The organism is Spirosoma arboris (genome assembly GCF_009754945.1).
GTDB classification, from domain to species: Bacteria; Bacteroidota; Bacteroidia; order Cytophagales; family Spirosomataceae; genus Spirosoma; species Spirosoma arboris.
In genome coordinates, this window is the sequence record NZ_WPIN01000049.1 from 1 (window position 1) to 1,579 (window position 1,579).

Annotated in this window: 1 protein-coding gene; it reads right to left on the reverse strand. The window is 48.8% G+C overall.

The window, feature by feature from the left end; genetic code table 11:
• On the reverse strand, positions 1–1,579 hold a 1,579-nt coding region (locus tag GO755_RS41200), incomplete at both ends, for a right-handed parallel beta-helix repeat-containing protein (RefSeq protein WP_198175093.1).

Sequence of the window (1,579 nt, forward strand, 5' to 3'; positions counted from 1 at the left end):
CGAGTCGGTAGGTGTCCCTTTGGCAATCAATGTACCACTGATGGCTAGCTGATCACTGTAAGACTTCGAATAAATATCTACCCCTGGGGCGATGGTAGTAGTTACCCCATTCGCAATAGTAAATCCGTTGTTACTCAGTACATAATGAGACCCTGGACCTGGCTTGGGTATCGTGGAGGAAACATTTATATTTTCTCGTTGGAGGTAGATGTCGGTATTGGTCAGGTTACTGATTCCGCCTACACTGGAAGGATAGGCCAGAACATCCTGATTGTTGGCGTTCAAACGGAGGTTGGTGAGCGTGGGGCTGACGCCAGTAGCTATAATATTGATCCCAGTCCCTTCGGTATTCCGTATGCTGGATTGGTTGATGGTTAGGGAAGAGGTTTGTGCCAAAATTGCACTACCATCATTCTGAAGATCTCCCCATCGATCCATCACGACATATTCCATCACGGAGTTGGTACTGCTGGGAGCGAAGTAAATCTGTCCCCCATGGGAGGAAGGTGCGTAGGCAGGATTGGCAAAACCTACAAACCGGATCGAGTCGGTAGGCGTCCCTTTGGCAATTAATGTACCACTGATGGCTAGCTGATCCCCATAAGACTTCGAATAGATTTCTACCCCTGGGGCAATGGTGATAGTTGCCCCATTCGCAATAGAAAATCCATTGTTACTCAGCACATAATGAGACCCTGGACCTGCCTTAGGTATGGTACAGGATACCGAGGTGGCATCGTTTCGGAGATAAATCTCAGTATTGGTCAGGTTACTGATTCCGCCTACACTGGAAGGATAGGCCAGAACATCCTGATTGTTGGCTTCAAAGCGGAGGTTGGTGAGCGTGGGGCTGATGCCAGGCACTATCATATTAATCCCGACCCCTTCGGTATTCCGTATGCTGGATCGGTTGATGGTTAGGGAAGAAGTTTGTGCCAAAATTGCACTAGCCACATTCTGAAGATCTCCCCATCGATCGACGGCTACATACTCCAGCACAGAGTTAGTGCTGCTGGGAGCAAAGTAAATCTGTCCCCCATGGGAGGAAGGTGCGTAGGCAGGATTGGCAAAACCTACAAACCGGATCGAGTCGGTAGGCGTCCCTTTGGCAATCAATGTACCATTGACCGCTAGCTGGTCGCCGTAAGACTTCGAATAGATCTCCACCCCAGGAGCTATAGTGGTCGTTGTGTTCTCTGTGATAGTAAAGCCATTGCTCGTTAACACATAATGAGACCCTGGACCTGGCTTGGGGATGGTACAGGATACCGAGGTGGCATCGGTTCGGAGATAAATCTCGGTATTAGTCAGGTTACTGATTCCTCCTACCGTAGAGGCTGTCGCATCAATGTCTTTAGCATTGCCCCTAAATGTCACCGAACTGATAATAGGAGTGATGGAGCCCCCAGTGATGTAAATCCCCGTCTGATTGTTCTGCACCGTTGAGTTGGTGACACTCATCGTTGAGTTGGTGTAAATACCGGTTCCTTCGCTGTTTCGAATGGAGGAGTTACGGATACTCACCGAGGAATTGTAGACATAAATCGCATTGCTATAATTCTGTAGATCCCCCCATCGG